Genomic DNA, 24,277 nt, shown 5'->3' on the forward strand with positions numbered 1-24,277 from the left:
CGTGAGCGCACCCGGCGAACTCGCCATCCACTGTCAGAATCTCCGCAAGCAGTTCATCCTCCGGCATACCCGCTCCATGAAGGAAGCAGTTGTCTGGCTGATCAAAGGCCGCAAAGGCGACCTGTCCAGGAAATTCATGGCTCTTACTGACGTCTCGCTCGACGTTCGCCAGGGCGAGACCGTGGCGCTGCTGGGCTTGAACGGTTCCGGCAAGTCGACTCTGCTGAAGCTGATCTCCGGTGTCCTCCAACCCGATGGCGGTTCGGTGCAGACCCGGGGCAGGGTGGCCGGCCTCATCGAGGTGGGAGCCGGTTTCCACCATGACCTGAGCGGCCGTGACAACGTCTACCTCAACGGTGCGATCCTGGGTATGACGGAAAAGCAGATCGACGAAATGTTCGATTCCATTGTCGAGTTCTCGGAAATCGGCGAGTTCATTGACACGGAGGTCAAGTTCTACTCGTCCGGTATGTATCTCCGGCTCGCATTCTCGATCGCGGTCCATACTGATCCGGAAGTCTTCCTGATCGATGAGATCCTAGCCGTGGGGGACGAGCCATTCCAGCGGAAGTGCATCGCAAAGATCAAGGAGCTTTCCGCAAAAGGCAAGACCCTTTTTGTGGTCAGCCACGACCTTGACCTTGTGGCTACGGTCTGTGAACGCGGAATTCTCCTCGAACATGGCGAGGTCATCATGGACGGCGAAGTCCACGAGGTTGTTGCTGAGTTGCGGAGTCGAACAGCGACTTGATCCCGCCTATGAGGGGGTTTTTGGGAACGCTTACGAGGTTGGGCAGGCCGTGATCTTGTAGAGCTTCGCTTCGCCTTGGTGGTCGATCAGTTCGACACCCGGATTGCGGTCGAGGTTCTCCAGTCCTACAGGAGTGTGGTCGCCGCCATGGACTTCCTTGGTGCCGAAATCGAGGACGTAATAGGCATTCTCGTCCTTCACCGCGGTACAAACATTTGGATCCGTCAGAACCACGCCCAGGCGGTCATAGATTTCTTGGAGTTCCGGAGAGACGTAGCTCAAGATGTGTAGTTGGGCCGCTTTCCTGTCGCCCAGGGCGTACGACAGCGCTGCTCCAGTGTAGGGGTTGCCCAAGAGCGTTGCCCCTGCTGGCACGGTCTGTTCGAGTCGTTGCATGAGCGCCAACTCATCCGTTGAGACTAGAGGAGAGTCGGCGTTGATGGAGTATTGCTTCGACGCCTGCGCCACCTCCTGCTTCATCCCTCCTTGCTGTCCCAAGGAGATTGCAGCCACTACCACGAGGGTTGTGACTGCAAAGCGGGCCAGGGGCTGACGGGCGTAGGTGAGAACCTTGGCTGGCCCCGAGGAGGGATCAGCCCTTCGACGAAGCAGGCTTGCCGCATGCCGTTGGTTCCCCGCCCAGGACACTCCCACGGCAACTAAGAGGACCGCGCCCACCGGGAGAAGTGCAGCAACCCGATAGCTGTCGTTGTACCAAACGCCAGCCAGGAGGTTCCGGATCGAGGAAATGGGGAATCCCGAAACAACGACGAAAACCCCCGCGAAAATCGTGAAGCCGACAGCTACCCAGCCATGTTTCTTGGGAGTGCGGAAACAGGCCCAGAGGCCCAGGAAGACCAGCGGCGCCACCATCCAGGCCGGCGCCAGTCCCATGGGGGAAACGAGCAGTGCCTCGCCAAATGCCTGTGGAGCCGTGTGGTACGGACCCCAGAACGAGGCTTCCTCCGGAGGTCGAAGGAACAGCCACAGGATCAGGAATACGACGGCGTATATCGCCACCGGGGTTGCTGCAGCGTAGAAGCGTCGACGGTCAGCCAGGCGGGCCTGCCAAATGCCGGGGCTGAACTTGACCACGATGAAGGCCACCATGGGAACCGTCCAGACGAGCCAGGCCATAAAAGTTGTCGGATGCGAGACCACGAGGCCCGCGAGGCAGAGCAGCAATGCCAGGCAGGTAGCCAGAACATGAAACGGGGTTGGCTTTGCCGCTTTGAGCAGCCGAGCCGCCAAAGCGATACTCGCAGGAAGGATGCTGATGGCCAGCAAGTTTGGGTAAAGAACGCCGAAGTCCATCATGAGCAGCGGAAACGCGCCGAGCGAAGCCGCCGCAATGGCGGCCATCAGGGTGGCTAAACGATCGTGGCCCACCACCCAGCGGACCAGCAGGAGGCAGCTAAGGGGCCAGAAGAAGGCTGCCAGGACAACGCTGGTGATGTTCACTGCAGTAACAACATCGGTGCCCGTGACTGTTGCGACATAGGTCGCCACCGCGTTCCAGCCAGCCGGATAGAACCCGCCGCCGGTCATGGCGCCGAGGGTCAGCGATGAAGCCTGACCCGTATCCAGTGCGAAGCGAACCGAGTTCAGGTGGAAGACTGCGTCGTAGGTCTGCGAAAACGCGGTCGGTGAGCCGATGGCCTGCAGCGTCCGCCACGTGATTAGTGCACAGGCCACCACGAATGCCGCGAAAGGCGTGGTGCGTTGCCAAAGCGTAGGCCGCTTCCCGATTTCCTCCGGTCCTGTTGCGACTTTTTTCCAGCCGATCCAGAAGCCCACGACGGCTACTAACACCGTCACCACCGCTACCGGCAGCAGTCCGAAGCCCAGCCCCACGAACGGGGCGCCGGTTGAGGAGACCACAAGAATCCCCACCGAAAGGGCAGGGGCTAAGGCGAGGGCGTCAAACGATCGATAGCGCAGGGAAAGCGACACAACCAAGCCGGGGGCCAGGAGAAATGCCGCTGCGAGCAGGATTTGCGGAAAGACTGGCAGCCACATACGGCTTATTAAGGCTCGAGCAAGCCGAGCAGGTATGCCCCGTAACCGCTCTTGACCAACGGTTCCGCCCGCTGGCGCAGTTCGTCATCCGTCAGGAAGCCAAGGCGCCACGAGATTTCTTCCGGAGCACCAATTTTCAAACCCTGCCGATTTTCCACGGTGCGGATGAAGTTTGAGGCGTCGCTGAGGTCGTTGAAGGTTCCGGTATCCAGCCATGCGGTCCCTCGCGGGAGGATCTCAACCTGAAGCGTTCCGCGTTCAAGGTAGGCACGGTTGACATCCGTGATCTCCAATTCGCCCCGTGGCGATGGCTTCAGGTTGCGGGCAATTTCGATGACGTCATTGTCATAGAAGTAGAGCCCGGGAACCGCGTAGTGACTCTTCGGCTTTTCTGGTTTCTCTTCGAGTGAGAGAGCTTTGCCGTCATCATCGAACTCAACAACACCGTAGGCCTTCGGGTCCTTGACCCAGTAGCCGAACACGGCTCCGCCCTTTATGTCGGCGTGCTTGCGCAACTGAGTGCCCATGCCTTGGCCGTAGAAAATGTTATCGCCTAGGACCAGTGCCACGGTTTCGTTGCCGATGTGTTCGGCGCCAAGGATAAATGCCTGTGCCAGCCCGTCGGGTGAAGGCTGCTGGACGTATGTGAGGTTCACGCCAAACTGACTACCGTCACCCAAGAGCCGCTGGAACTGCTCCGCATCGTGAGGGGTGGTGATGATCAGGATGTCCCGAATCCCTGCGAGGATCAGAGTCGACAGCGGGTAGTAGATCATCGGCTTGTCATAGACAGGAACCAGTTGTTTGCTGATGCCAAGGGTGATCGGGTGTAGCCGGGATCCGGTCCCGCCGGCCAAAATTATTCCACGCATGACCCTAATCCTCTATCAACGCGGGGTTCACGGCAAACTAACTCTGCCCAATCGGCTAGAGCGGCCGGGAACTGTGGTGTTTTTCGTATGTCATAAGTCAGCAAGGTAGAATCGGTAGCCAATCAACACCACAAAGGAAACTTGGCTTGGGCACTGCCGTACTGAAACCTGACGCACCGAGTGCCCCAGCATTCGGCAACCGCTTGGATCCAAGGGGTAACAGCCTGAACCTCATCAGGCTCTTCCTTGCTTTCCTCGTACTACTCGCACATAGCTGGCACATCGTCGGTGATGGGAACGGCTGGGGATTCCGGGGCGAGAATCTCGGGGGCTGGGCGGTGGCAGGTTTCTTCGGAATCAGTGGATACCTTATTACTGCGAGCCGCTTCAGCAATCGGATCGGTACATACCTGGTTCATCGAATCGCCAGGATCTTTCCCGCGTTCATTGTGTGTCTGATCGTCATGGCCTTGGGCTTCGCACCCATCGCTTACGTGGTCCAGCACGGCTCGCTCTTCGGTTTCTGGCAGACCCCCACCACGCCGCTGAATTCGGTGTTCGCGAATATGGGCTTGCGCATTGTCAGTTACGACGTGGCAGGGACTCCGGCCAATGTGCCTTACCCGGGGGCATGGAACGGTTCACTCTGGACGTTGTACTTCGAGTTTCTTTGCTATCTGCTCGTGGCCCTCATTGGGTTTGTCGCGGTTTTCAAGAAGTCTCCTTGGCCGATGGTTATTGCTTTCCTGGTCAGCGTGGTTATCTGGGCCAATATCGGTACCCTCAAGCCCTACCTGCAGTCAAACCTGGACTTTGAGCTCGCCGCGAGGCTGGTTCCATACTTCCTCGGCGGTGCCGTGGTCCAGGTCTTCAGCTCAAAAATCGGTATTCACAAAATCCTCGGCCCAATCTCACTTTTTCTTGCAGTTGCTTCAATTTTCCTTGTGGATGGATATGGCGGCCAGCTGGCGGCGCCCCTCATCACCTACGCATTGCTCTGGATATCCACCTGGTTGCCCCAACCGAAATTTGTCGCACGGAACGACCTTTCCTACGGCGGCTACATCTACGCGTTCCCGGTCCAGCAGTTCTTGGCAGTATTTGGTGCATATCACTGGGGCGTCTGGTGGTTCACGCTCGCCGCGACGATCTGTACGATTCCGCTGGCCGCAGCGAGTTGGTTCATTATTGAGCGACCGGTCATGCGGCGCGCCAGAAAATCCGTATAGCAGCCTGGCAGCGACGCCGGGCATCAACTCCCTCGCTGTTCCGGCCAGGAGTTTGGTGGATCTAAACCATCCGGCGAGTCAGCCACTGAAACCCCGACGTCGCGACCGCTGGTGCAGGGCGGGCAGTTCAACGCTATGAAGTGCGGCGCATCCCGGTGACGCCGCGTAGGCCGTCGGCAATACCTGCGAGCGCATTGGACAGCCGCTTGCGGCGCCCTGGCGCTAGTAGCGTGACGATCAGTAAATGTCGGTAGTCCGCCAAGAACCCCTTGAGGGCCCAGAGCGGGAATCTGCCACCGTACTCCTTGGCCAGCAACAAGCGGTTTCGGAACAAATAGTAGTAGCGCCACACTGCAGCGGTCCTGATGCTTACCGACTCACCGCGCAAGGTGAGCTCCCTCCCGAACACCGTCGCCGCCGTCGGGCTGCCGAGAGAATGCTGAAGCTCGGCGTCGGAGGCGATAACGGCTTTGAGTCCGGCTCTGGCGCAGCGCAGGAAAAATTCGCTGTCGACGCCATCGATGAAAAGGCTCTCTTGGAAGAGCCCAATGCGTTCGAGCACCGGGACTGGAATCAGCAGGCCAGACTGGATTGGCTCGCCGCCAAACTCGACACCGTCCTTGTTCCCGGCGCGCCGCACAGGAAGGCCCAGCACCGAGCCAGGCCCGACCATGCCCACGGTGACGCCGGCAGCGGACGCGGCCGAGGCTGTATTTGTCAGCGCGAGGATGTAGCCGTCGGCAAGCAAGGAGTCCTGGTCCATGGTGAGGACATAATCCGGCTTTGGCTTTTGCGCTAGCGCTGAAATGATCCCGGCGTTGAGGGCAGCCGCAATGCCCGAGTTCTGCTCCAACCGCATCACCGCGCAGCCTAATTCGGACAAATCCGTCAGGACAGCGGTGGGGTCTGCAGGGCTGCCGTCGTCCACCACGATAACGGAGTCCGCTTGGCCGAGCAGGGTGGCGGCGTTGGCCAGCACGCCGCCGTCGGGGTTATAGAGAGAGACGACGGCGGCAACTGTAGGCATACTGGATCAGGTCGCGTCAGGCAGGCTGCACATCGGGCTGGGCATCGATCCAGTTGGCCAACCGGTCGATTCCTTGCGCCAAGCTGTACTGAGGAGTCCAGCCAAGGACTTTCTGGGCAGCGGTGATATCGGCCCAGGCGTGGCGGACGTCTCCTTGCCGGTACTGCCCCGTCACGTGCGGCTCTGGTGCTGTGTAATGGGTTGCGATGAGGTTGGCCGCAGTGCCGATCGTTTGGAACTCCCCGGAACCAATGTCCATTGCCTCGCCCTGCACAGTCGCCGAAAGCGCGCCGGCAACGATGGCTGAGGCAACGTCGTCGATAAGGATGAAGTCGCGACGGACCTCGCCGTCCTCGTAAAGGGGGATGGACTTTCCGCCCATGGCCATCCGGCAGAACAGGCTCATGATGCCTGTATAGGGGTTGATCAGGGATTGGCCGGGGCCGTAAACGTTCTGCAGCCGAAGAATGACTGTCTCAACGCCGAACGCCTTTGCCCATGCCTGCAGGACGTGTTCTTGCGCCAGTTTGGTGGCGCCGTAGACACTCACGGGTGCCGGGAATGTCTCGGATGCCTTCATGGGCTCGGGGGCAGCGTCTGGGAAGTCCCATTGCGCTTTATCCAAAGTTTCGCTGGTCCGCTGTCCAGGATAGAAAAGCTTCCCGTTGGCATCCGACCAGGCGCCTTCGCCGTAGACGGCCCGGCTCGACGACAAAACAATCCTGCGGGGCAGCTTCTGGTGCCTGTTGAGGCCATCCAGCAGCTGGGAGGTCCCGACGACGTTCACGTGGGTGTGCCTCGTTGCTTCTTCCAACGACTGGCTGGTGCCGGTTTCGGCTGCAAGGTGTATGACAACGTCCGGAGAGTGCTGAGCCAGGACGGAGTCCCAGGTAGCGGCCTCGGCGATGTCCGCAACGATCAGTTCGGCCCTGGAATCAAGATCGGCCGGGCGCTCACCCGAGGCGTGAATTTGCGGGTGCAGGCAGTCGACGACGACGACCTTGTCGAAGGCATCAGCCAACGGACCAGAAATGGCACAACCGATAAAGCCAGCGCCGCCGGTAACGAGGACGGTGCCGCCCGGATGGGCAATGGTTTCAGTGGAAGTCACGATGGACCTTTCGTAGCTGGCCGTTCACTTGCCAAAAGAGTGGCGGACAAGGGCTTTTACCGCGGTGGTGTTGCGGTTGAGAACTGCCTTGGGCAGCAGGGTCATTGAGTGGGCCCGCGACGTAAGCCTCAGGCGAGCCGCAAGCGCCGCCCGATGCCAGCCCAGCTCTTCAGCCTGGGCCGCAGAGACGCTGAAGTACTCGCGTTCGCCGGCGAACCTGGACCCGTCAACCAGCTTGGTCGACGAGGCGCTGTTGGAGTGCCTCCGATACTGGAAGCAGACGGAAGGGTCGATCAGCAATTGGTCGCCAGTGTAGATCATGTCCATGATGAGAGCTAGGTCCTGGATGATGGGAAAGCCATCACGGAAGTCCACCTGCCTGATCTTGTCCGTCCGGAACGCGAGCGAAGGCCAGTAGAGCCAGTCACCGTGCATGAGGTTGACAGCGATTGCCTCGCCGGAGATCACTTGCCGGCCATTACCCCGTGGCCGGACCAGGCTCTGCTTGACCCAGTCGACCAAGGTGCTGACCACTCGGCTGTTTTCGTCGATGATCTGAACAGAGGGCTGGATGATGGCGGCATCAGGGAAGAGCCGGTGTGCTTCGAGGATCACATCGACATAATTGGGAAGGAGGATGTCGTCGCAGCCGAGGATCACCATGATGTCCTGCGTGGCCATACCGACGCAGGTGCGGTAATTCTCCGTGATGCCAGCGTTGGTGTCTTTACGGATGTAGCGCACCCGTGGATCGTCGATTCCGGCCACATAGTTGGCGATCTCAGCATCCGGGTAAGCGTCGTCCACTACCGTCAAGAGCCAGTCACCGTTGTCCTGTCCGAGGACACTCTCCACCGTCTGCTTCATATACGCGGGATCGCCCCAGTAAGGAATGAAAATATCAAGCGGCATTTATGAATCCGAGCTCTCAGGGGGTAGGCCAAGGAAAGGCTGCACTGGCTTCGAGGAGCGTTGCCTGGCTGGCCGCTGGCCAGGGGCAACGCTCGCAACCGCTTCGAGTGCCTCTACTTGCGCCCGTAGAATCGCAACTTCCTCTGCGAGCGTCCGGGTTTCGTCCTCCACGACGGAGATTTCCCAGGACAAGTGGAGGCAAACGCCCAACAGCATCAGGATACTGATCGCGAAGAGGAGGTTTGAGGGTATCTGCACGCCAACGAACTCGGCAACTATGTTCAGTAGCATCGGAAAAGCTGCAAGGACCAAGGTGGCAACACCCACGATGAGCCAAAGCGCGGCGTACTTTTCCCGGAGTTTCTTGCGCCTGACCAGCTCCACTACGAGGGCGACGATAGCCAGGGCCAGTAGGAAGGCAGCGAGATTGCCCAAAGCTAAGCTCCTCTAGTCTCGACGGCAAGAACAGCCGGAGAAGTCGGTTTTCTGGTCAGGGCAAACAGCAGGGCAAACACTGATCTCCCGAGGTAAATGGCAGCTTTAGCAGGGTTATGGCTGGGCTTGCCGCCCTGGCGGGCCCGCATTTCGACGGGTATTTGCGTCACAGTGCACCCTGATCGGATGGCCACCACCAAGGAATCAATGGTGTCGCCAAGGTATTCGGCAGGATAATGGTCGAGGTACTGGCTGATGGCCCGCTGGTTGCCGGCTCGGAACCCGCTCGTCACGTCGGTGAGCTTCGTCTTCGCTAAGGAGGAAATGACTTTGGCAAGGAGTTGCATGGCCCATTTTCGTGGACCGGTGACTTTGTATTCACCACGGTCAGCGAAGCGAGCACCGATGGAAATATCCGCGTGCGCCAAGCCCGCCAAAACCTCATCAATACTGCTGGGATCATGCTGCCCGTCGGAGTCGACCTGGATTACCTGGGTGTAGCCCAGCCTGCGGGCGTACTTAAATCCGGCCCGCATTGCTCCGCCCACTCCAAGGTTAAACGGCAGGTTGAGCACAGTGGCGCCAGCAGCAGATGCCTCGCTGGCCGTGCTGTCGGTCGAGCCGTCGTTGACGACGAGGACGTCGTACCTTGAGTTGGTGGCCAAGACTTCCCGCACCGTGTTGCCGACAGCTTCGGCCTCATTCCAGGCAGGCATGATGACCAGGACTCGCGGGGAGTGATTCGGTTCCATTTGTCCAAACTATATCAATTCCAGAAGGGCATTTCGGCAACATTGCTGGCTCGCTGGTTTGACCTCCGAGTCATCTGCGCAACCGTTGCTCAAGACGAGCAGGTATCCTGCCCGTCGAACCACGGAACGCGTCCCTAAATCCTTGGGCCGCGGCCTGGGCTAGCTTAAGGCGCCCCGGGCTGAAAGTGAACCTCAACACGTGCGCCTTGGACTCTTCGACCAAGCGCCTGACCACCCAGGCAGGATCCTTCACCACGTACCGGAGGCTTAGGACGGTGCCATTGCGACAGATGTAGTAGACCCGGCTGGGCGAATGATAATTGTAGGACAGTTGGCTGCCCTTGATTCGAACCGCTTTGCCGAAGAGAGTGGCAGGCTCCCGCTGACCTAAATCGTGTTCAATGTCGCAACCTTCGCCCACCAGTACGCTGAGACCTGCTGACCTGGTCCGCATGGTGTATTCGGAATCGACTCCGTCGATGAAAAGCCCCTCGTCGAAGCGGCCGACGCGCTCGAAGGAACTGCGGGGCAGGAGGAAACCGGATTGCATCGGGTCGAAAGCTTGGACAAATGGCCCTTTACTGGCACGAACTGGAATGGGGTGGCCGCTGTAAGAAGCGGCCGTAACGAAGCCGACGTGCAGTCCCAATGCGGCAGCGGTGGTGAACGTTTCCAGCCCTGACCGCACGTACTGCGGCGATGGACGTGAGTCCTGGTCCAAGGTCAGGTAGAAGTCCGGGTTCCACAGCTCCCTCGCTTTTTCGATTCCAGCGTTTAGTGCTGCCGCGATGCCAGAGTTAGTGCCCTGGCGCACGATCGTGACGCCGATGGACGCCAGCTCATTAAAAAGGGATTCGGTTTCTTCGGGGGATCCGTCGTCGACGACGACGACCTCCTGGACCTGATCAAGCAGCGTCCGGACGGTTCCGATCAAAGTTGGCAACGGGCCGTAGGCCGCGATGACGGCTACGACGGTCGGTACGGAATCAGGCTGCGTCAATGACGGGATCCAATCTCTCATGGTTCATCAGCTTCCACCCTGGGATGAGGAGGCTGACGAACAGTACGGCTTCGCTCAATGCCATGCCCAGTGCAATGCCCGGTGCGTTGCCTGCCAATCCAGCCCAAACCATGGCAGCTAATCCAAAAGCGGCGGAAACCAGAGTCCAGGTGAGGACAAAGTTCTGCCGACCTGCGGGAATGAGCAGGTTCCGAATGAAGGGCGTGCTTGCGCTCAGGAAGAGGAAAGCAATCCCAAAGTACAGGCACAGTTCCGTTGTGGCTTGCGCTTTGCCGGCGAAGAGCAGGCTACTTACGAATGGCCCAGCTAATGTCAAAATGACAGCACCGAGCAGGCCAAGACCGGAATGCGCCACGATGGCAGCCAAGTGGCGCTGACGCCTGTTGTTTGCCCCGTGCTCTATGGTCCAGCCCTGGAAAGCGTTGCCCAAGGCAATGATGGTGAAGATGCCAAAGCGGTACAACGTATCGGCTGTTGCCAGGCTTCCGGACGCGGCAGCGGATGTGCTGGCGGTCGCAATGGGCGTTGGTGTTGATGCGTACGCATTGCCCGCGAGGCTGATGCCGGCAGTGCGTCCTTGAGCCGCCAATTCCCGTACGGATGCGGGCGCGTTGCTGGGGAACCAGTTCTGCCCCGGTGAGAACCTCCGGTGAAACGCGATCAGGGCGCCGACCGAGGCGGCCGCCACCAACACTGTGTACCACCACAACTGGTTGGTCAGTAAGAGGAGCGGCACCGCGGCAGCCGTTGCGACAAACCGAGGCAGCGTGTCATACAGGGCCAAGAGGCGTGGCTGCCCCAGTCCGATGCAGAACCACGACGGCGACATTCCGGCGCATGCCACGGCCCACGCCATGGCAACTGCCTCCCACCGAAATCCGGGAACGGCAACGAGCATGGTCACCGCAGCCGACGCTGGAATAACAACGACGAGCAGGAGTATGCGAGTGCGGATGCTCTTCGCGTAGACGAAAGCGCGTTCCTCTGCCCGGGTGGCGCGTGCAACTGCCACGGGTCCGTCAACGTTCCAACCCCACATCACGATAGTGGCGGCAAAGGTGCCGATAGCTTGGCCGGAAAGGACACTCGAAATGCCTTCTCCGCCCACCACGTTGGAGATGACGGGCAGCATGAGGAGAGGGGTAATTAAGGACAGCAGCGGCAACACCGTGAATCCGGAAAGTCGCAGCAATACGGTCTTCATTCTTGGGAGTGTCCTTGGGTTCTCGAAGGGCCTTCGTCGATCTTACGGGATGGGTACCCGCCGCCTGAGGTCACCTACTATGGAGCAGACGATCGATTCCGCCCTTAGAAATGGCGGAGATCACTTGCCCCCAAACGAAATGCGAGGCCATGACAGCCGCCGACCAGCCTGAAAAGGTGTCTATCCGAGCCAGCGTCTGTATGGCCACCTACAACGGAGCCCGATACATCGGGGAGCAGTTAGAGTCTATCCTTCGCCAACTAGGTCCGGACGATGAGTTGGTTATCGTGGATGACGCGTCCACGGACGCGACGGTTGCTCAGATCCGCGTCATCGATGATCAACGCATCCGAGTCGTTCAGGCAGATGCAAACCAGGGTTACGTGAAGTCGTTCGAGCAGGCTGCACTGGCGTCCCGGGGGAGCGTTATTCTGCTGTCCGACCAAGATGATGTGTGGGTTGAAGGGCGACTAGGCGCCATGCTGGAAGCGTTGCAGTCCGCGTCGGTTGTGGCATCGAATTTCGATGTGCTCGGCGGTGGGCCGCGCCCGAGGATTCCCTCGCTTCGGGAGGCGGACAGCACCCGTGCGGTGGCTAACCTTTGGGGAATTCTCGTAGGATATAGGGCCTACTACGGTTGCGGTATGGCATTTCGCCGCGAAGTCTTGCCACGCTTCGCGCCAATCCCTCCCTATCTACGGGAATCCCACGATCTTTGGCTCGCCATTTTGGGCAACACCTTAGGCTCAATGCGGCACTTGGAGCAGGCAACGCTGTTGCGACGGATCCATGACGCCAATGCCACGCCCCGGGGCTGGCGTTCCGCACGGAAGATCTTTGCTGCCAGGATCGTTCTCCTGAGACTCATGGTGGAGGCGCAAAAAAGGGTCCGCGCCAACTAGTTAGCGCGGACCCTGCGGTGTGGACGGCCTAGAAGTATGAGATGTCCACGCCCCGTTGGCTGAGACTATTGGTGAGTTGCCAGCTATTCCCGCGGACAATGCCGAGGGTGGTGGACCTGTTGCCATCCCAATCGCCAGTGATTGGCCGGTCCGTTGATACTCCAAACGGCAACACGTCGGACACCTGCGGGGACTGGATTCTGTTGCTGAGCCACCACGTGCCGCTACGCCACACTCCAATACTGGCTTTGCCGTCGCCATTCCAGTCGCCGACAAGGGGAGTGTCGGATGGCACCCCGAAAGATGCCGATTCGTTGACCACAGGTGAGTTGACGTTATAGGTGACCTGGAAACTGGAGTTTCGCCATATGCCTATGCTGTCCCTACCGGAACCGTTCCAGTCGCCAACAATGGGAGTGTCGGAGCCGACACCGAATCCAACGACCTTGGTAATGCTCATGGAGTTAACATCGTCAACAAGCCACCACACGCCGTTCCTGACAATGCCGATTCCGGCTATGCCGTCCCCGTTCCAGTCACCTACTACTGGCCTGTCTCCTGGGTTCCCGTAGGAAAAGCACTGTCGTGGCGCCGCAGCCATTTGCAGGCACCAGAAACCGTCTTTGAACCAGCCGACTTTGGCCTTGCCGTCCCCAGCCCATTTTCCGGTAAGCAGCGTGGCGCCCGATATGAGACCAATTGGATAACTATCTGCCGTTGCGGCCAGGTTCCGGAGTTGGTCGATATTGCCGTTGAACACGTTTTGGTCGCCAGGGAATGTTGCCTTGACCGTCTGGCTCGCATTGGCAAAGTCGTTGGCGTACTGCCAAATGGTGTAGGTGGACCAGCCACCCGGTACCGCCGGGCTGCTCGTGTAGTAAGAGGCAAGCCATAGCGGGTTGGTGGTGCTGAACTCGGTGGTGTTCCCCAGGCAATCCCGCCAGAACCAGTAGCCCGTGTAAATCATGGCGTGTTTGTTTGTCAGGCGGAAAACGGTGGAGGTGAAGTCGCGGACCCATGTGGTCAGTTGGGCCGGGCTCATGCCGTAGCACTTATCCGTACCTCCGTATGGATTATCTTCAATATCGAGGGTGGGGGGCATGGTAATGCCATCTGCTGTCCACCCGCCGCCGTTGTTGATAAAGAATTGGGCTTGCGTGGCGCCATTGGAAACACTGGGCGCTGCGAAGTGATAGGCGCCACGGAGGAGTCCTGCAGACGTTGCGCCACCATATTGGGCGGCAAAGTAGGGATTTTTATAGCCAGTACCCTCTGTTGCCTTGACGTACGCAAACCTGGCGCCCTTGTTCCTGACATCAGCCCAGTTGACTGATCCCTGCCAGGAGCTGACGTCTAGTCCCAGCGGCTTTCCCGCTGTTCCTGACGGCTGTTCCGGAACGGAAGGTTGCGGAGATTGGACTGCCATCCTCAACTGCCGCGCCTGACTTTCTGCTGCAGGAGCATTCAGACCGGCCTTGCCCATTGACGCCTTGCCCATTTCCGTGGCCGTGGCGGGCATCGAAGGCTCGGCAGTGGCGGCGGGCGCCGACGGCGGAGGGGTGGTTTCTGCATTCTTCGTAGGCACTTCCGGCGCTGCTGGTACAGAGGGTGCCGTAGTTTGCGACGGCTTGAGCGCCGGAGTTCCGGTGGGTCCAGCCGTCGTTGTGGGGGTCGGCGTCGGCGTCGGGGTGACGGCCATAGCGCCGGTGCCGCCCAGCGTAAGTGGAATCGCGAGCGCGACGGCGAGCAGCGCAACGCGGCGGGAATTGGTTCTTATCACGGATGCCCCCGAGAAGTAATGTGCGAGGGGGAGAACTTCCGCCGTCGTCATAATGAGAGTACCCAACCGTTACGGGTGTGACCAATGTTATCTATGCGATCTGCGTCGAGGTCCTCAAATCGGACTGCAAAGCACTTGCCGGTAAGCTGTGCAGCATGCAGAAACTCCTTGTTACCGGCGGCGCCGGCTTCATCGGCTCAAACTTTGTCCACTACGTGTTGGAGCACACTGACCACTCCGTAACGGTGCTGGATAAACTCACTTACGCTGGCAATCTGGAATCCCTCAACGGCCTTCCGGCAGATCGCTACTCCTTCGTGCAGGGCGATATCGCCGACGCGGAATTGGTGGATCGACTCGTAGCCGAGACCGACGTTGTGGTCCATTACGCTGCCGAGTCCCACAACGACAACTCGCTGCACGATCCTCGTCCGTTCCTGGACACGAACATCATTGGTACGTACGTACTCATTGAAGCTGCACGTAAGCACAACAAGCGTTTCCACCACATCTCCACTGACGAGGTCTACGGCGACCTGGAACTCGATGATCCGGAGCGGTTTACCGAGCAGACGCCGTACAACCCCTCCAGCCCGTATTCCTCCACCAAAGCCGGCTCGGACCTGCTGGTGCGCGCATGGGTTCGGTCCTTCGGCCTGCAAGCAACCATCAGCAACTGCTCCAACAACTACGGTCCCTACCAGCACGTGGAGAAGTTCATCCCGCGCCAGATCACCAACGTCATCGACGGCATCCGCCCCAAGCTGTACGGCAAGGGTGAGAACGTCCGCGACTGGATCCACGCCAATGATCACTCATCAGCGGTGCTCGCCATCATCGACAAGGGCGTCATCGGCGAGACCTACCTGATCGGCGCCGACGGCGAGAAGAACAACAAGGACGTCGTTGAGCTGATCCTCAAGCACATGGGCCAGTCCCCAGACGCCTACGACCACGTTGTTGACCGGCCAGGCCACGATATGCGCTACGCCATCGATTCCACCAGGCTCCGCACCGAGCTGGGTTGGGAACCGCAGTTCTCCAACTTCGACGCCGGCATCGAGGACACCATTGCCTGGTACCGGGACAACCAAGACTGGTGGCGCCCGCAGAAGGCCGCCACCGAGGCTAAGTACAAAGAGCAGGGCCAGTAAGCCATGGCGATCGAATTCGGCAAAAAGCTGACGGCCACGCAAACGCCTATTCCCGGCGTCGTCCTTTATGACCTTCCCGTTCACGGTGACAATCGCGGCTGGTTCAAGGAAAACTGGCAGCGCGAGAAGATGGTGGCGTTGGGACTCCCAGACTTCCGGCCAGTCCAGAACAACATTTCCTTCAACGAGAAGGCCGGCACCACCCGTGGGATCCATGCCGAGCCGTGGGACAAGTTCATCTCTGTCGCCACCGGCCGGATTTTCGGTGCCTGGGTGGACCTGCGCGAGGGGCCGTCCTTTGGTGCGGTCTTCACCGCAGAAATGGATGCCAGCCAGGCGATCTTCATTCCCCGCGGTGTGGGCAATGCGTTCCAGACCCTCGAGGACAACACCGCCTACACTTACCTGGTCAATGATCACTGGTCCGCGGACGCACAGGGCCAGTACACCTTCCTGAACCTGGCGGACGAAACCGCAGCAATCCAGTGGCCTATCTCGCTGGACGCGGCAGAGCTCTCCGACAAGGACAAAGCACACCCGCGCCTGGCTGACGTCGTACCCATGCCGGGGAAGAAGACCTTGGTTGTGGGGGCGGACGGCCAGTTGGGCAAGGCGTTGCGGGAACTGCACGACGGCGACGCATCCGTTGAGTTCGCAGGTCGCGCTGAGTTCGACCTGAGCAGCGAAGAAGCGTTCGCCACCCGGAACTGGAAGAGCTACTCGACCATCGTCAACGCTGCCGCCTACACGGCTGTTGATACTGCAGAGACCCCGGAAGGCCGCGCGGCTGCCTGGGCTGTCAACGTCGCCGCCGTTGCGCGCCTGGCGCGGACCGCCGTCGAGCATGACCTCACCCTGGTGCATGTCTCCTCTGATTACGTGTTCGACGGCGGACGCGGGGTCCACGACGAATCAGAACCATTCACGCCGCTCGGCGTCTACGGGCAGACCAAGGCGGCCGGTGACGCGATCGTCAGCGTGGTGCCGCGGCACTACATTGTCCGGACCAGTTGGGTGATTGGTGAAGGAAACAACTTTGTCCGCACCATGGCGTCGCTGGCCGGTCGCGGGATTACACCGTCGGTGGTCAATGATCAGGTGGGGCGACTCAGCTTCACCGAGGACATCGCCGCCGGTATCCGGCACTTGCTCACCTCTGGCGCTGACTACGGCACCTACAACTTGTCCAACGACGGGGAGCCCCAGTCCTGGGCCGACATTGCCGCTGACGTTTACGAACTCTCCGGGCAACCCCGGGAATCCGTGACGGGCGTGAGCACCGAAGAGTACTTCAAGGGCAAATCTGCCGCCCCGCGGCCATTGAACAGTGCCCTCGACTTGGCGAAGATTAAGGCAACTGGGTTTGTTCCCGCCACGACCACTTCGCGGCTGACAAGCTTCCTTCAGTCCTGACCTGCGCCAACTAAAACGCCGTTGACCCCTTGAGGGTCAACGGCGTTTCTCTTTAACCGATTCAGGCGGCGGCAGCGACCTTGGCACGGACTCGACGGCGCTTAAGAAAATCTTGGTGGGGGATCAAGTAGCGGAACAGCATGTGTGCGGCCAGGAGAAGGACGCCAGCATAGAGGAGTGTGAGGACTTCCCATGTCAGGGGCGGTTGCCAGCCTGGGACCGTGATCATGGTCTGCCAGTTGCCATAGTCGGGAATTCCCACGACGTAGCGTCGCAGGACGTAAAGGAACCCGTAAACATGGGCGGCGATTGCAGCCCACAGGAAGAGTCTGGTCATAGAAGCGGCGGGCCTGGTCTTGGCAAAAGTCCGGAATCGGAAGGCCATTCCTGCAGCAATTACGGTGATGAGGAACAGCGGCATGCTGTAACGACCCTGCCAGATGAAGCCGACACTGGAGACCAGAACCGCCTGAAGGGCGGATGGTACCAGCAGCAACATGGCGAGTGCCGCCAGGAAGCCCAGTTGCAGGCGCCAGCGTCGGAGCAGGAAGACGAAAAGTAACACAAGAACCAGCAGCATATTCCAGAACATGTAGACCGCCTGGGGGAGCGAAGTCTCAAGCCAACCCATGACTCCGATGTATTGGGCAACAAAGTCAAAAGCACGGTCCAACATAGTGAGGAAAGCCCGGTAGGTAGGAATATCGCCGGTGGCGTTGGAGATGCCTGCTGGCGCTTCGCCTGCTGAAGGCGGGGCGTTGAACATCCAGAAATTCCATAGAAGGCCCAGGCATACCCCAATAAAAATGACGCCGGTTGTTAGTAGAACAAATTTATTTCTCAGGATGGCAAGTGCGTCTCTGCCCCGATAGCAGAGGCAGGCGACCACCACGGCACACAACAACCACACCAAAGATACCGACCTGGTGTTCGCGAGGGCAACGCTGGCAAGCCCCACCGTGATGATTTGTGGTTTCACCGTCGCCAAACGCCGTGAATTCTCCAGGACCACCAGCAAGCCGCAGAAAGCGGCCATGGTCGCTGCGATTTCCAAGGAATTCGGGTTGATGCCGCTGGCCAGGAAGAAAACCATGGGAGTCGTGGCAATGCTGGCTGCAACAATGGGCCATTTGGGTCGTCGGAGCCGGGCTAGTGCTGTAAAGCCGGCCGCGTAGAACGCCGCTGAGAGCAGGGCGCTGACGATTCGCATGGCGAACAGAGCTGGCGCGCCTGACATGAAGAGGCTCGGGAAACCGACGACCCAGTAGTACAGCGGATTGTAAAGGCCTGCTGAGGTCACCCCAATGGTGAGGTAATTATCATCGTAAGGAATTCCGGGGGCGCAGCCTGCAGTCTGGTCGCGCTGGAAGGCAAAGCACGTCTGGGGCGCGAGGTTGGCGATGTAGGAGGGGACCTGCACGTGGACGCCATGGCCAAATGACTTGCCCGCCTCCACGAAGACTTGGCCGCGGGCTACTGCTGCAGCCTTGATGGTATGCACAGGCTCGTCCGGGTAGGCCATCAAAGGGGTTGCGAGCGACCAGAGAATCATGAGGCCCGCAAGAAGGCCGAACACCTTGAGGAAGACGCCGGTTGCTGGACGCTGCTGCTTTGATTGGACCGAAGTCCCGGGGGTGGTGCCGCTCATGGGGGCCCTTTCTTGCACTGCTGCCGCTGCGTTGTGGCCAGGCCGCGGGAAGCTCATTGAGGTCCTCCGATTTGTTCAATGCGCTTTTGGGCCAGTTTCAGCGTTTCCTTGGGCGGCGACGCCACGCCAGCGAAGTATGTCGAGTTTCCTTGCCCACCCGCGCCGACCACGAACGTACCCCAGGACTTGACCAGACGACTCAGCGACTCATTTGAGTAATTGCTGCAGAAAGCTTGGTAGGTGACCAACGACAGGCCGTATCCTTCGCTACCCATGCCGGCGCTCTGGAACGTGACGCTACCGCCGGGGCCAGCCCCAACTGTTCCCAGGCCGATCGAGAGGTTGAGGGTGTCATCATTCATCCGGACGAATCCCTTGCCGAAGTCCAGGAGTGCGGTGTCGAAACGGGATCCGATGGAAGATTTTTCGAGGAACGCAATGGAACCGGCGGTGTTATCAAGCTTGTTCGCGAGAGCATCGTTGTCTTTGACGGATTCACCGGCAGTCTCTGCAGGCCACTCGTTGCTGGGCTGCCCTTTCCAGCCGCCGGCGGCCAGGTAACTCGTTGCCGTTTTCGTCAGCACGGAGTCTTCGGTAGCCCGAACAGGAGTTATTTTACTGTCGGGAAGTTCCTTGCCCGAGTTGATGGCGGTGATTGCCGGGTCATCCCAGGTGGTGATGTCTCCAGAATAGATGGCGGCAAGCACGCCGGGTGTGAGCTTGAGGTTCTTGACGCTTGGCAGGTTGAACGCAACGCCGACCCCCACAATGGCTACAGGTACGGAAAAAGCTCCGTCAGGTCCACAGGTGGTTTTTGACCTCTCCACATCTGTAGCTGTCAACGGAGCGTCGAGCGGAGCGAAATGGGCCTGACCGTTCAGTAGTGCATCGACCCCGACGTCCGACCCATCGGGGGAAAAGTTCAGCGACGTTCCCGGGTAGTCCTTCATCCAGCCGTTGCGCCACGCCGAAATGGAACTGCCCTGGACTTCGGTACCAACAGCCGTGAGCGCACCCCGAATTGAGGGTTCGGTGGAGGGGCCGGCGCATGCTGTCATCGCGGTGAACAAGGCAGCGAACGCTGCAGCGCGCCACATTCCCGTAGTTTTCAATTAAAGACCTCTCAAGTCGAATTGCGGGCCGCTTACTGACAAGACCGTGGCAAAGCGTGTCCGCACTTCCTGGGACCAGCCTACTTTGCGATCAGTCTTTGCGTTGTGCAGCATCCTGGTGCCTTGGTGCCGATTTAGGACTCAGGGCAGTTGTCCACAGGATTGAGAAATGTCTTGGCGCCATGCTGCGGGCACTCTAGGCTGTACCCATTCGGACTGGCGCCAACGGTGGTGGCAGCTTTCTACAGGGGATCGAATGGACGCTCTGGGAATAGTAGAGGACGAAGTCCGCGAGCTTATCAGGCGCCGCGGGCTTGACCCGCTACGAGAGGCCCTGGAGGTTCGTCGGCTGGTAGAAGCTGCCGTCACTGATTATGACGAGCGATCATTGCTTGGATCCTTGCCACCCATCGGGGCTCTGGACTCGGCCCGGAGATTCCTCTTCGATGCAGTGGCCGGTTTTGGTGTGCTTCAACCGTTGCTAGACGATCCCAGCATCGAAGAGATCTGGCTGAATGCTCCGCATGAAATATACGTGGCCCGCAACGGCGAGTCTGAGCTGACATCCCTCAGTTTGTCCGAGCAGCAGGTCCGTGACCTGGTGGAGCGGATGCTCAAAAGCTCTGGTCGACGGCTCGATATGTCCACTCCATTCGTGGACGCGGCACTCCCAGACGGATCGCGGCTCCACGTGGTGATACCTGATGTGACGCGACGGCATTGGGCCGTGAACATCCGCAAATTTGTGGTCAGGGCCAGCAGGCTGGAGCACCTTGTGGAGCTAGGGACTCTCACGCCGCAGGCCGCACGCTTCCTGGGAGCTGCGGTTGCCAGCGGGCTCAACATTCTGGTTTCGGGCGCCACCCAGGCCGGGAAAACCACCATGCTCAACTGCCTGGCAGCCAGCATTGGCAGCCGCGAACGTGTCATCACCGTTGAGGAGATCTTCGAACTGCAACTACCCCTGCGTGACGTGGTGGGTCTGCAGTGCCGGCAACCAAACCTGGAAGGCCAGGGCGAAATTCCGTTACGGAGACTTGTCAAAGAAGCCCTGCGGATGCGTCCGGATCGGTTGATTGTGGGCGAAGTTCGAGAGGCAGAGAGTCTCGACATGTTAATCGCTCTAAATTCTGGGCTGCCAGGGATGTGCACAGTCCATGCAAACTCTGCCCATGACGCCGTCACCAAGATCTGCACGCTCCCTTTGCTCGCAGGCGAAAACATTTCCAGCGCCTTCGTCGTGCCAACCGTTGCTTCCTGCATCGATCTGGTGGTGCACTGCAATCGGCACGCCAACGGACGGAGGGAAGTGACGGAGATCCTGTCCTTGGGCCGCCGCGTGGAGAATGGTGTCATCGAATCATCTGTGGTCTTCTCAACTGAACACGGTGCCTTGCAACCGCGGGCTAGTTCAATGCCGGAAGCCGAGAAATTCGCCCGATCGGGCTATGACGTGGCGGCACTTTTGGATCCGCGCTAATGGCTGCCATTCTGGGAATCCTCGGCGGCGCGGGACTGTTCCTGGTCTGGTGGTCTTTCTGGCCGACATCTCCGTCCCAGACAGCGCGCCGGCGGAGTAATCGGCTCAGTGACCTACTGGCTGCCGCTGGCATCGAAAAGGTCACCGGCGCGGGCCTCATCGGAAGTTGCGTTGGGCTGGGTTCGGTTGCGGCGCTGATCTTTTTCGCCGTCAGCCGGTCCTGGGCCATCGCCGCGTGCTTCGGACTCTTCGCTGCATGGCTCCCCGTCACCCTCCTTCGTTGGCGGGCCAAGAAGCGGAGCACGCGGCTGCGTCAGCTATGGCCAGACGTTGTGGATCACCTCCGCTCAGCCATCCGAGCGGGGCTGCCGCTACCGGAAGCACTCATCCAGCTCGGACACAAGGGGCCAGAAGAACTGCGGCCCATCTTCAGGGACTTCGGCGCCGACTACCGCGCTGGTGGTCAATTTGATGCGTCCTTGAATAGGTTGAAAGACAGACTGGCTGACCCAGTGGCTGACCGCATCGTCGAGGCCTTGCGGCTGACCCGCGAAGTAGGAGGTTCTGACCTGGGACGCCTGCTGGGGACCCTCGCCGAATTCCTCCGCGAAAACGCCCGGACAAGAAGTGAACTTGAGGCCCGGCAGTCCTGGACCGTCAATGCCGCCAGGCTGGCCGTTGCCGCGCCCTGGGTCGTAGTGGTCCTGCTGGCAACCCGGCCCGAAGCCGTCCGCGCATACAACACGGCCATGGGCGCGGCGGTGCTGCTCGGCGGCTTGGTGGTCTCCCTGCTCTGTTACTCAGCGATGCTCAGGATTGGTGCCCTTCCTCAGGATGAGCGGGTACTCCGATGACAGGTTTAGCTACGGCTGCGGTCCTGGTCGGTGGTGTCCTCGGCCTGGGACTATGGCTCCTCGTTGTCAGATCTCCGCCCATGCGTGCCACGACACTCAGCCAGCGAATTGAACCACAGCTGAGGAGCCACAACCTTGAGTCCCGGTTGCTCACTGCAAACGATCGAAGCCAAACCCCGTTTGGTCCGCTGGCCCGAATCCTCCGGCCCATCCTGCACGACGCCTTAGCCGCGCTCGGACGCCTCAGCCCCTCACCGGGAGGTACAGTGCGGCGGCTTGCCCAGGCCGGTCTGTCAAAATCAAGCATTGATTTCCGCGCCGAGCAGCTGTTGTGGGGCGCGGTTGGGTTCGTCCTGGCGCTGGCCGTGGCAATACCCAGCTCGCTTGCCGGGCGAATCAGCCCACTGCTCTCGGTCATCCTGATACTCGTAGCTGCAGTCCTTGGATACGTTGGGCGCGACTACTGGCTGGGAGTCCAAATTCGGCGGCGCGAATCCCGCATGATGGCCGAATTTCCCAGCTTGGCCGAACTGATGGCACTCGCCGTCAGTGCCGGCGAGAGTGCAACGGGTGCCCTGGACAGGGTGTGTCGCAGCGGGCACGGTGAACTCACCAACGAGTTCAGCTTGATTCTCGCCGAAACTAGGGCTGGCAAGCCCCTCGTCCAGGCCTTGCAGGAGTTTTCGGCACGCACCGATTTGGCCCCCTTGGTCCGGTTCGTAGACGGCATCATCGTTGCCGTGGAACGAGGCACACCCCTCGCAGACGTACTCCGCGCGCAAGCCCAAGACGTTCGGGACACCGCTAAACGCGACCTCATGGAGGCTGCAGGCAAGAAGGAGATCGGCATGATGGTACTAGTGGTGAATTGTTACTGTTTCTATTCCGTCGTCCCCAATGCGCGGTATCACTAGGTCTTACTGACGGTTGGAGGAAAGCGTCTAACCAGCGGGAGCGCCGCGGTAACAAATGAAGTCCACGATTGCCGTCACCACAGTCGGGAAGCTTGCGGCCATTTCGTGCAAGGGAATGCCGGGACTGTTTTTGTCGTGGCTCACCGTGAACGCGGTGTCCACCCGGACCACCTCGTTCAGCGTGACTCGCTCCCAGAATGGCTGGGACAGCTCTATCCAAGCGTGCAGCTCCCCACTCCTGACTCTCGCCGAGGTCTCCGGGTTGCGGAAAACAAGGGTGGTGTCCGCGTCCAGGCCAATCTGAAACTTCGATTCGCTGCTCTTGATGTGCGGCGTCGCCAACAGATAGTCGCGGTGCTTGTCTGCGATGTCCAGACGATGCAGTTGCCACAGAAAACAGTTGGAAGGGCTAGGAAATGTGAAGGGTTGGAGAACTCGGATCTGCTCTAAAACGTCCAAGGGCATTGACGTGAAATTTTTTGAGGATCTGGTCCATGCCCCCTGCGTCTCAGCGACGGGGAAGTATATGCTTTGGGGGTTTTCCGGCGCACCGGAATAATGCGCCAGATTCCAAGCCAGATTGTCCAGGGCGGCCCGCAGATTGTGAATCGCGTCCCCGATAATGAGAGCGACCTCCTCAACGGGTGGTTCCACAACCGCGTCCAAGACAACATCGATCCTTCGTCGGTCGGGGTGCGGTTCCATGTGTGCGGTGACCGGGTTTTGTTCGGCCCACAGCGCCAGCTCCCTCAACGCCTCACTGAACAGTTTCTCCGCCCGGGCAATCTTGCGCTTGGGATCACGGGCGGCGTCAGCGAAGTTCATTCACTAACGTTATCCCGCTTGACCGACTGTCAAGGCTCAGTCGACAGCAGCGCGCTCGTGAGCGGAATCGCCTGGGCGAACGTCAGCCTTTGCCTCCACGGATAGTCGACTTCTTGGGTGCGTCGCGGATCCCGCGGACGGACGCCAGCCCGTTCCGCGGCTTGGTCCCCTGGGCGGGCACCGCGGCCACGACGGCGTTGAGTGTCCGGATCGCCGTTAGGTATGTGCCCGCCAGCCGCGTCCCCGGCCCCTCGGGGGTGGCGTCGCATTGTTCCGCGAGGGTGCGGACCAGTTCACATAGCGCCTGGTGTTTGCCGGTGATAGCGTCCCCGGCCGCGGTCAGCGTAGCCTCCACGGCCTCAGAATGTCGCCCCATGGTTCTGTCCTTTCGTTGGCGGGCCGTTTGCCCGCGTGGTGGTTTTTATGCTGGGGGGAGGGGGGACACTCTCACGGTGATCTGTCCCGTATGAAAATTTCTAGCGGCACTGACCCCTTACCCCCTGGGCGGCCCCGGGGGTGGCCGGTGGTGGTGCCGTAGCCGCCCCCGCTGGCCCCGTGTGGCCGGTTGCTGTCCGCATGTTCTCCGGAGGCCTTGGGGCGGCGTCTGGGGCGTCGGAGCCGGTCTGGTGTGTCCGCGCCGCGGTTGTTCGTTGGTGTCGGCGGCGGCGTGGTGTCCGAGCCCTTGGTTCCCAACATTCACCGTGGCCTCCGCTCCAACATCACTGGTTCAGCGTGTTGCCGCTTGTCCCCGGCCGTTGCATTGAGTTGCTGTTCTGCCAGTCCCTTTGTGGGTTTCGGCAACTTCGCTTGTCTGCCCGCCGTCGCCGTGGGCGTGCGTGCCGCCGGGTAGCCCCCGCCCCGC

At 60.0% G+C, this 24,277-nt stretch carries 23 protein-coding genes; 9 read left to right on the forward strand and 14 right to left on the reverse strand.

Annotated features, from left to right (window positions below; genetic code table 11):
* Nucleotide 1: 1 nt before the first annotated feature.
* On the forward strand, nucleotides 2-751 hold the full coding sequence (locus tag PSET11_RS10600; protein WP_238989116.1) for an ABC transporter ATP-binding protein: 750 nt from the start codon (nucleotides 2-4) through the stop codon (nucleotides 749-751).
* A gap of 30 nt (nucleotides 752-781) precedes the next feature.
* Here PSET11_RS10600 and PSET11_RS10605 read toward each other — a convergent pair whose 3' ends face one another.
* Nucleotides 782-2,770, reverse strand: coding sequence for a DUF6541 family protein (locus PSET11_RS10605; protein ID WP_124092081.1), 1,989 nt, complete (start codon nucleotides 2,768-2,770; stop codon nucleotides 782-784).
* 8 nt (nucleotides 2,771-2,778) lie between these two features.
* Nucleotides 2,779-3,642, reverse strand: a complete 864-nt coding sequence (gene rfbA / locus PSET11_RS10610) for a glucose-1-phosphate thymidylyltransferase RfbA (RefSeq protein WP_124092083.1) — start codon at nucleotides 3,640-3,642, stop codon at nucleotides 2,779-2,781.
* Nucleotides 3,643-3,788: 146 nt separating this feature from the next.
* Between rfbA and PSET11_RS10615 the strand changes: the two genes are divergently transcribed.
* On the forward strand, nucleotides 3,789-4,871 hold the full coding sequence (locus PSET11_RS10615) for an acyltransferase family protein (RefSeq protein ID WP_160118981.1): 1,083 nt from the start codon (nucleotides 3,789-3,791) through the stop codon (nucleotides 4,869-4,871).
* Between the two features lie 133 nt (nucleotides 4,872-5,004).
* Here PSET11_RS10615 and PSET11_RS10620 read toward each other — a convergent pair whose 3' ends face one another.
* The 7 genes from PSET11_RS10620 to PSET11_RS10650 all read right to left on the reverse strand — a co-directional run bounded on the left by PSET11_RS10620 (nucleotide 5,005) and on the right by PSET11_RS10650 (nucleotide 11,333).
* Nucleotides 5,005-5,898 (reverse strand): glycosyltransferase, encoded by an 894-nt coding sequence (locus PSET11_RS10620; RefSeq protein ID WP_124092087.1) that lies wholly within the window; start codon nucleotides 5,896-5,898, stop codon nucleotides 5,005-5,007.
* 16 nt (nucleotides 5,899-5,914) lie between these two features.
* Complete coding sequence (locus tag PSET11_RS10625; RefSeq protein WP_124092089.1) at nucleotides 5,915-7,009, reverse strand: NAD-dependent epimerase/dehydratase family protein; 1,095 nt, start codon at nucleotides 7,007-7,009, stop codon at nucleotides 5,915-5,917.
* Between the two features lie 24 nt (nucleotides 7,010-7,033).
* Nucleotides 7,034-7,921 (reverse strand): glycosyltransferase family 2 protein, encoded by an 888-nt coding sequence (locus tag PSET11_RS10630; RefSeq protein ID WP_124092091.1) that lies wholly within the window; start codon nucleotides 7,919-7,921, stop codon nucleotides 7,034-7,036.
* On the reverse strand, nucleotides 7,922-8,356 hold the full coding sequence (locus tag PSET11_RS10635) for a DUF2304 domain-containing protein (protein ID WP_124092093.1): 435 nt from the start codon (nucleotides 8,354-8,356) through the stop codon (nucleotides 7,922-7,924).
* Between the two features lie 2 nt (nucleotides 8,357-8,358).
* Nucleotides 8,359-9,108, reverse strand: coding sequence for a glycosyltransferase family 2 protein (locus tag PSET11_RS10640; RefSeq protein WP_124092095.1), 750 nt, complete (start codon nucleotides 9,106-9,108; stop codon nucleotides 8,359-8,361).
* Nucleotides 9,109-9,178: 70 nt separating this feature from the next.
* Complete coding sequence (locus PSET11_RS10645; protein WP_160118982.1) at nucleotides 9,179-10,108, reverse strand: glycosyltransferase; 930 nt, start codon at nucleotides 10,106-10,108, stop codon at nucleotides 9,179-9,181.
* Complete coding sequence (locus tag PSET11_RS10650) at nucleotides 10,095-11,333, reverse strand: polysaccharide biosynthesis protein (RefSeq protein ID WP_124092100.1); 1,239 nt, start codon at nucleotides 11,331-11,333, stop codon at nucleotides 10,095-10,097. Before PSET11_RS10650 ends, PSET11_RS10645 begins: the two co-directional genes overlap by 14 nt.
* 149 nt (nucleotides 11,334-11,482) lie before the next feature.
* Here PSET11_RS10650 and PSET11_RS10655 point away from each other — a divergent pair, with 149 nt between their 5' ends.
* On the forward strand, nucleotides 11,483-12,235 hold the full coding sequence (locus PSET11_RS10655) for a glycosyltransferase (protein WP_238989117.1): 753 nt from the start codon (nucleotides 11,483-11,485) through the stop codon (nucleotides 12,233-12,235).
* A gap of 28 nt (nucleotides 12,236-12,263) precedes the next feature.
* Here PSET11_RS10655 and PSET11_RS10660 read toward each other — a convergent pair whose 3' ends face one another.
* Nucleotides 12,264-13,661: a GH25 family lysozyme gene (locus tag PSET11_RS10660; protein WP_124092102.1), complete on the reverse strand. Its 1,398-nt coding sequence runs from the start codon at nucleotides 13,659-13,661 to the stop codon at nucleotides 12,264-12,266.
* A 49-nt stretch (nucleotides 13,662-13,710) separates the two neighbouring features.
* On the opposite strand from PSET11_RS10660, the gene PSET11_RS10665 reads away from it, so the two are divergent.
* The 3 genes from PSET11_RS10665 (at nucleotide 13,711) to PSET11_RS10675 (ending at nucleotide 16,582) form a co-directional block, all read left to right on the forward strand.
* The gene (locus tag PSET11_RS10665; protein ID WP_124092104.1) at nucleotides 13,711-14,034 is read left to right on the forward strand and encodes a hypothetical protein; all 324 of its coding nucleotides are present in this window, start codon (nucleotides 13,711-13,713) and stop codon (nucleotides 14,032-14,034) included.
* Between the two features lie 136 nt (nucleotides 14,035-14,170).
* Nucleotides 14,171-15,169 carry a dTDP-glucose 4,6-dehydratase gene (gene rfbB / locus PSET11_RS10670; RefSeq protein WP_124092141.1) on the forward strand — a complete coding sequence of 333 codons (999 nt, stop codon included), beginning with the start codon at nucleotides 14,171-14,173 and terminating at the stop codon, nucleotides 15,167-15,169.
* 3 nt (nucleotides 15,170-15,172) lie between these two features.
* On the forward strand, nucleotides 15,173-16,582 hold the full coding sequence (locus tag PSET11_RS10675) for a sugar nucleotide-binding protein (RefSeq protein ID WP_124092106.1): 1,410 nt from the start codon (nucleotides 15,173-15,175) through the stop codon (nucleotides 16,580-16,582).
* 61 nt (nucleotides 16,583-16,643) lie between these two features.
* Here PSET11_RS10675 and PSET11_RS10680 read toward each other — a convergent pair whose 3' ends face one another.
* Nucleotides 16,644-18,230, reverse strand: a complete 1,587-nt coding sequence (locus tag PSET11_RS10680; RefSeq protein WP_160118983.1) for a DUF2142 domain-containing protein — start codon at nucleotides 18,228-18,230, stop codon at nucleotides 16,644-16,646.
* Nucleotides 18,231-18,283: 53 nt separating this feature from the next.
* Nucleotides 18,284-19,327, reverse strand: a complete 1,044-nt coding sequence (locus PSET11_RS10685; protein WP_124092110.1) for a substrate-binding domain-containing protein — start codon at nucleotides 19,325-19,327, stop codon at nucleotides 18,284-18,286.
* Between the two features lie 271 nt (nucleotides 19,328-19,598).
* On the opposite strand from PSET11_RS10685, the gene PSET11_RS10690 reads away from it, so the two are divergent.
* From PSET11_RS10690 to PSET11_RS10700, 3 genes are read left to right on the forward strand one after another with little or no spacing between them, the layout of a single operon-like run.
* Nucleotides 19,599-20,822 carry a TadA family conjugal transfer-associated ATPase gene (locus tag PSET11_RS10690; protein WP_124092112.1) on the forward strand — a complete coding sequence of 408 codons (1,224 nt, stop codon included), beginning with the start codon at nucleotides 19,599-19,601 and terminating at the stop codon, nucleotides 20,820-20,822.
* Nucleotides 20,822-21,676 (forward strand): type II secretion system F family protein, encoded by an 855-nt coding sequence (locus PSET11_RS10695; protein ID WP_124092116.1) that lies wholly within the window; start codon nucleotides 20,822-20,824, stop codon nucleotides 21,674-21,676. Before PSET11_RS10690 ends, PSET11_RS10695 begins: the two co-directional genes overlap by 1 nt.
* Nucleotides 21,673-22,590 carry a type II secretion system F family protein gene (locus PSET11_RS10700; protein WP_124092118.1) on the forward strand — a complete coding sequence of 306 codons (918 nt, stop codon included), beginning with the start codon at nucleotides 21,673-21,675 and terminating at the stop codon, nucleotides 22,588-22,590. Before PSET11_RS10695 ends, PSET11_RS10700 begins: the two co-directional genes overlap by 4 nt.
* Nucleotides 22,591-22,617: 27 nt before the next feature.
* On the opposite strand, the gene PSET11_RS10705 is transcribed toward PSET11_RS10700, so the two are convergent.
* Both PSET11_RS10705 and PSET11_RS10710 read right to left on the reverse strand, forming a co-directional pair.
* Nucleotides 22,618-23,415: a hypothetical protein gene (locus PSET11_RS10705; protein WP_124092120.1), complete on the reverse strand. Its 798-nt coding sequence runs from the start codon at nucleotides 23,413-23,415 to the stop codon at nucleotides 22,618-22,620.
* Nucleotides 23,416-23,497: 82 nt separating this feature from the next.
* Nucleotides 23,498-23,791 carry a hypothetical protein gene (locus PSET11_RS10710; RefSeq protein WP_124092122.1) on the reverse strand — a complete coding sequence of 98 codons (294 nt, stop codon included), beginning with the start codon at nucleotides 23,789-23,791 and terminating at the stop codon, nucleotides 23,498-23,500.
* Between the last annotated feature and the right edge of the window lie 486 nt (nucleotides 23,792-24,277).

Source organism: Arthrobacter ulcerisalmonis (assembly GCF_900609065.1).
Taxonomy (GTDB): Bacteria; Actinomycetota; Actinomycetes; order Actinomycetales; family Micrococcaceae; genus Arthrobacter; species Arthrobacter ulcerisalmonis.